The organism is Asanoa sp. NPDC050611 (genome assembly GCF_040654855.1).
In the GTDB taxonomy this organism is placed as follows: Bacteria; Actinomycetota; Actinomycetes; order Mycobacteriales; family Micromonosporaceae; genus Asanoa.
The window spans coordinates 1-4,811 of the sequence record NZ_JBFAIU010000462.1 but is presented as its reverse complement, the minus strand read 5'-3'; the positions used below and the strand labels follow the sequence as shown (position 1 = coordinate 4,811).

7 protein-coding genes and 1 tRNA gene are annotated in these 4,811 nt (G+C 71.9%); 1 reads left to right on the top strand and 7 read right to left on the bottom strand.

Translation table 11 applies throughout. From position 1 onward, the window contains the following. The 7 genes from AB0H87_RS38160 to AB0H87_RS38130 form a co-directional block, all read right to left on the bottom strand. Positions 1-208: hypothetical protein (locus AB0H87_RS38160; protein ID WP_360157483.1), on the bottom strand; the 208-nt coding region annotated here is incomplete at its 3' end. A gap of 581 nt (positions 209-789) precedes the next feature. Continuing rightward, positions 790-864, bottom strand: a tRNA-Leu gene (locus tag AB0H87_RS38155). A 51-nt stretch (positions 865-915) separates the two neighbouring features. Further along, positions 916-1,386, bottom strand: coding sequence for a thioredoxin-dependent thiol peroxidase (bcp, locus tag AB0H87_RS38150; protein ID WP_360157480.1), 471 nt, complete (start codon positions 1,384-1,386; stop codon positions 916-918). Then, a complete protein-coding gene (locus AB0H87_RS38145; RefSeq protein ID WP_360157477.1) occupies positions 1,383-2,549 on the bottom strand; it encodes a hypothetical protein in 1,167 nt (388 codons plus the stop codon). Before AB0H87_RS38145 ends, bcp begins: the two co-directional genes overlap by 4 nt. After that, positions 2,550-3,263, bottom strand: coding sequence for a thioredoxin domain-containing protein (locus AB0H87_RS38140; protein ID WP_360157474.1), 714 nt, complete (start codon positions 3,261-3,263; stop codon positions 2,550-2,552). Continuing rightward, positions 3,260-3,760: a MauE/DoxX family redox-associated membrane protein gene (locus AB0H87_RS38135; RefSeq protein WP_360157471.1), complete on the bottom strand. Its 501-nt coding sequence runs from the start codon at positions 3,758-3,760 to the stop codon at positions 3,260-3,262. The genes AB0H87_RS38140 and AB0H87_RS38135 overlap by 4 nt, the downstream gene beginning before the upstream one ends. 67 nt (positions 3,761-3,827) lie before the next feature. Further along, positions 3,828-4,346, bottom strand: a complete 519-nt coding sequence (locus tag AB0H87_RS38130) for a sigma-70 family RNA polymerase sigma factor (protein WP_360157486.1) — start codon at positions 4,344-4,346, stop codon at positions 3,828-3,830. 127 nt (positions 4,347-4,473) lie between these two features. Between AB0H87_RS38130 and AB0H87_RS38125 the strand changes: the two genes are divergently transcribed. Then, positions 4,474-4,811 (top strand): zf-HC2 domain-containing protein (locus tag AB0H87_RS38125; RefSeq protein WP_360157468.1); only part of this gene is annotated, 338 nt, incomplete at its 3' end.

Here is a 4,811-nt window from a genome sequence, read left to right as displayed (position 1 = left end):
CCAGGACCGCGACCGCGGTGGCGAAGAAGACGGCGGCCCGAGAGTCAACCAGGACCGCGACCGCGGTGGCGAAGAAGACGGCGGCCCGAGAGTCAGCGAAGACCGCGACCGCGGTGGCGAAGAAGACGGCGGCCCGAGAGTCAACCAGGACTGCGACCAAGGCGGCGAAGAAGACGGCGCCTCGAAAGTCAACCAGGACCGCGACCAAGGCGGCGAAGAAGACGGCGCCTCGAAAGGCCGCGAAAAGCCGTTAGCCGTTCTACTACTCCGCGGCCGGCGCCCGGGCGGCCTGCGTTGCGTCACGGTGGCTGCCTCCACGGTCGCTTTCCCGTCGAAGGTTTCGTCCTCGGGTCTGCCCCGCGCAGGACCTGAGGGGTCGGCGGGCACGCCGGCGCGGACGCCGAAGTAGGCTGCGCCGGCGTGGCAAGTTGCAGCCGGGCGCCTACCTCGGATGGCGGGGAACGCCGGTGAAGGCAGACCGCAGGGCGTTCGGTTCGCTCTCCCAGGCCGATCAGCGCCAGGTCACCACGAAGGCTGCTAGCCGGCGGACGGTTGCGGGTAGCGATCTCCGCCTCGCTCTTACGCCACCCACGCCGCGCCTAGGGCTAGAAACGGTCACGACGCTGAGCCGGCGATCTCGGACCCATCGGCAACGTTGGGTCCGACGTCGCATACCGCGGACCGCGCCCACCCACCGTGGGTCTCCGGGGGTCGCCCCCGGTGTCAGAATGCCGAATGGCTTCCTAGTCCGCGGCCGCGAAGCGGACACGGACTAGCAAGCCATTCGGGTGGGGTCGGCGGGACTCGAACCCGCACTGGAACGGACCTAAACCGTTTGCCTCCTGCCAATTGGGCTACGACCCCCGTGGCCGACCGTGCGGCCTCCGACATTCTGGCGTACGAACGTACGGCTTGCTAGTCGAGCCCGAGGTCGCGCCGCAGTTTGGCGACGTGGCCCGTCGCTTTCACGTTGTACATCGCGCGGTCGATGCGGCCCTTCTCGTCGATCACGAAGGTCGAGCGGATCACGCCCGTGATCGTGCGGCCGTACGACTGCTTCTCGCCCCACGCCCCGTACGCCGTCAGCACCTGCTTGTCCTCGTCGGAGACCAGCGGGAACGTGAGGGCGTCGTGTTCGCGGAACTTGGCCAGTTTGGCCGGCTTGTCGGGGGAGATGCCGACCACCTGGTAACCCGCGGCCTGCAGCGACGCGAGCGAGTCGCGGAAGTCGCAGGCCTGCTTGGTGCAGCCGGGCGTCATGGCCGCCGGGTACGCGTAGAGCACCACCTTCTTGCCGCGCAGGTCGGCCAGGGTGAGCGTGTCGCCGGTGTCCGTGGGCAGGGTGAAGTTCGGTGCCTCGTCGCCGGGGTTCAGGCGTTCCGTCATGCGCCCGACTCTACCGCCGGGCTTCCCGAAGGCTCGTCAGCCGACTCAGCCGGGCGGCGGGCCGCGGGCACCGGCGGGCGGCCGGCGGTCGCCCGCATCCGCAACGCGGACGCCGCGGCCACCCCGGCACCCGCGGCGATCACGACGGCGATCAGCACGCGGCCGAAGGACCACGGGACCGGCACCACCCCGTTGGTGAACGCGGCCGCGTTGCTGGCGCCCGCGAAGATCGCGACGCACACGCCGGCCAGCGCCAGCGCGAAGTCGGCGGCCGGCCGACGGAACAGCGCGTAGACGGCCGCCGCCACCGCCGCGAGGCCGGTCAGCACCGGCCAGATCTGGCCCGCGAACAACCCGTTGACCAGCGCTCCGAAGCCGTCGTTGCCGGCGTCGACCTCGCGGCCGACCGCATAGACCACCGCGGCAACGCCGCCGACCACGGAAACGCCGGCCAGCACCGGGAGCACCCAGTTCGGCGACCGGACCACGCCCGAAACGGGCGCGGTGCGCACCGACAACGACCCCGCCAACCGTCGCAGCCGCCCGACCAGCCCCAGCGCGGCGACCGCGACAGCGCCCACGATCGACCAGGCCCACCAGACCCCGCCACTCGGCGGCGGCACCCAGTCGAGCGTGCCCCGCACCTCCAGCGCCGTGACCCCACCGGTCCGCAGGGGCACCACCCAGTCCCGGACCCGCTGCGGGCGCCCCGGATCGGCGGCCACCGCGGGCGGCGGCGTCGACAGCATCCAGTGCGACCGGTGGTCGTGCCAGCGCACCACCGGCACCGACGACGCCTTCCGCCAGGTCGGCGGCAACGTCGGGTCCGTGCCCGGCGGCAGCGTCGCCGAACCGGTCAGGGTCGCGTTCAGGTACACGGCGGGGGAGTGCACGTTCTCGTACACCCCGTCTGGCCGCACCTCGAGATAGGGCTCGTTCTCGTAGCCGAGCACCTCGACCGTCGTACCCGTGTGATTGGTCAACTCCAACCGCGCGCCCGCCTCGACCGCCCGGACCCGCAGGCCCGCGGTGGCCGGGCTGACCGAGGTCACCACGGTCCGGTAGTCGGTGCCGTCCGGCGCGTCGGCGCCATGGGCCCACGCCGGCGAAGCCGACAGCAACACCGCGAAAACGGCGCCGAAACCGGCCAACCAGACCCGCATTTAGGCCGCGTTCACAGCAGCGACGACGGAGTCCGCTGTCGGGTTCGGGATGACCTGGTTGTTGACCTTGACGGTCGGGGTGCCGGTGACGCCGGCCCTCGACGCCGCGTCGGTCACCGAGGCCACCCACGGCTTGTAGCGGCCCGAGTTCACGCACTCGCTGAAGCTGTTCTGGTCGAGCCCGAGCCCGGTGCCGATCGAGATCATCTGGCTGTCGGAGAGCCCCGCGGAGCCCTCGGCGGGCTGCTGGGCGTAGAGCGCGTCGTGGAACTCCTTGAACTTCCCGCCGTCCGCGGCGCAGCCGGCGGCCGCGGCGGACCGGGTCGAGTATTCCGTGGTCGAGGCCGGGTCGAGGAACGCCACCGTGTTGTAGGTGACCTTGACCTTGCCCTGGCTCACCAGGTCGTTGATCGCCGGCCCGGCGTTCTGCTCGAACTGCTTGCAGAACGGGCAGATGAAGTCCTCGTAGATCTGGATCTGCACCGGGCCGTTGCCGATCGTCTCGCCGGTGGTCGTCGTCGCCGACGCGGGCACGACCAGCGGGCCGGCGTCGGAGCGCTGGCTCTGGTAGACCCCCCACCCGATCAGCCCGGCGATCACCAGGACGGCGACCGCGGCGATCGAGACCCACATCGTGCGCTTGCGGCGGCGTTCGGCCGCGAGCTGCTTGCGGACGACCTTCGCGGCGCTCTTGCGCTCGTGTCGCTTGCTCATGTCGTGCTCTCCAGCCACCTGTCGACGGACAAACGGGTGCGGGGCCAGACGATGAGGAACGCGGCCAAAATCAGGAAGCCGATGTCGCGCGCGATCTCGGGCGCGTAGTTGGGACTCTGACCCGCGGCTAGCTGGCCCCCCGACCCGAAGCAGCCGCAGTCGATGGACAGCCCGCGTGCCCACGCGGACGAGATGCCGGCGATGAAGACCAGGAGCAGCGCGGACGAGATGGCGGCGACCGCGCGGGTGGCGAGACCGACCACGAGCAGCACGCCGAGCGCGATCTCGACGAACGGCAGGGCGGCCCCGATGACCTTGGCGACTTCGAAGGGCATCACCTGGTACGCGTTGACCGCGCGGCCGGACCCGGCCAGGTCACCGACCTTCGCGGCGCCGGCGAACAGCCAGACGGCCGCGAGGCCCAGCCGCACGAGGGTGCCCAGCCAGGGTCGGATGCCCGGCCAGGTCGCGCCCCTGGTCAACGTCGTCACGCTCATATAGTCGCCCCGTATTGCGCAAAGGTTCCAATGCTCAGGTATCTGACAGCTACCTGTTGGCTGGCTTTCAGCCGCCGCCCGCCTCGGTGAGCAGGGCCACGAGCTCGGCCCGGGCGCGGGCCACCCGCGACCGGATCGTGCCGATCGGCACCCCTTCGACCTCGGCTGCCTCGGTGTAGGAGAGGCCGATGAGCTGGGTGAGCACGAACGCGCCGCGGCGGTCGGCCGGCAGGCGGCGGAGCAGCTCCGTGCTGTCGAAGCGCAGCGCCGGGTCGGGCTCCGCGGCGGACATCACCGAGCGCTCCGGCTCCGGGTGGGCCTCGAGCCGCGACCGCAGCCGGCGGCGGCGGACGACCGCGCGCAGATGGTCGGCGCAGGCCCGCCGGGTGATGCCGAGCAGCCACGTACGCGCGCTGGATCGTCCCTCGAAGTCCGGAAGTGACCGGAACGCCCGCAGGTAGGTCTCCTGTGCCACGTCGTCCGCGGCGTCCGGATCCACCAGCGCCGCGGCGAGCCGCCAGACCTCGGTCTGGGTCGCCCGGACGAACGCCGCCTGCGCCACCGGGTCACCGCTGCGCGCGGCCAGCGCCCACCGCGTCGCGGCATCGACGCCGAGGCCGGTTTCGGGCGCGGCCTCGGGCGCACGCTGGGCGGGGATCACGGCAACCCAATGTACGCGACCCGTCCGTTTTCAGGGGTTTGCCGCCACGGCCGTGTCGAGCGCCACGCCGTCGGGAGAGATTGCCGGGAACCAATCGCTGCCTGCCGACGACTACCTGACCATGATGTGCGAGCACGTCCGGGTCGCGCTGTCGGCGCGACTCGACGGCGAAGAGCTGCCGACCCCCACGGCGGAGATCGACGCCCATACCGCCGCGTGCACCGGCTGCCAGGCCTGGCTGGCCGGCGCGCAGCGGCTCGACCGGCTGGTCAGGGCCACTCCCGCGCCCGCGCCCGACCTGACCGCCGGCGTGCTCGCCGCCGTCGCCGTCAACCCGGTGAACAGCGCGCTGCAGCGGGCCCGTGCCGGCATGCGCGAGCACCTGCCCGC

What these genes read in the sequence shown, in the direction of transcription:
- AB0H87_RS38145 (WP_360157477.1), bottom strand. Translation starts at nt 2,549, where the DNA reads ATGCGGGTCTGGTTGGCCGGTTTCGGCGCCGTTTTCGCGGTGTTGCTG.
- AB0H87_RS38135 (WP_360157471.1), bottom strand. Translation starts at nt 3,760, where the DNA reads ATGAGCGTGACGACGTTGACCAGGGGCGCGACCTGGCCGGGCATCCGA.
- bcp (WP_360157480.1), bottom strand. Translation starts at nt 1,386, where the DNA reads ATGACGGAACGCCTGAACCCCGGCGACGAGGCACCGAACTTCACCCTG.
- AB0H87_RS38140 (WP_360157474.1), bottom strand. Translation starts at nt 3,263, where the DNA reads ATGAGCAAGCGACACGAGCGCAAGAGCGCCGCGAAGGTCGTCCGCAAG.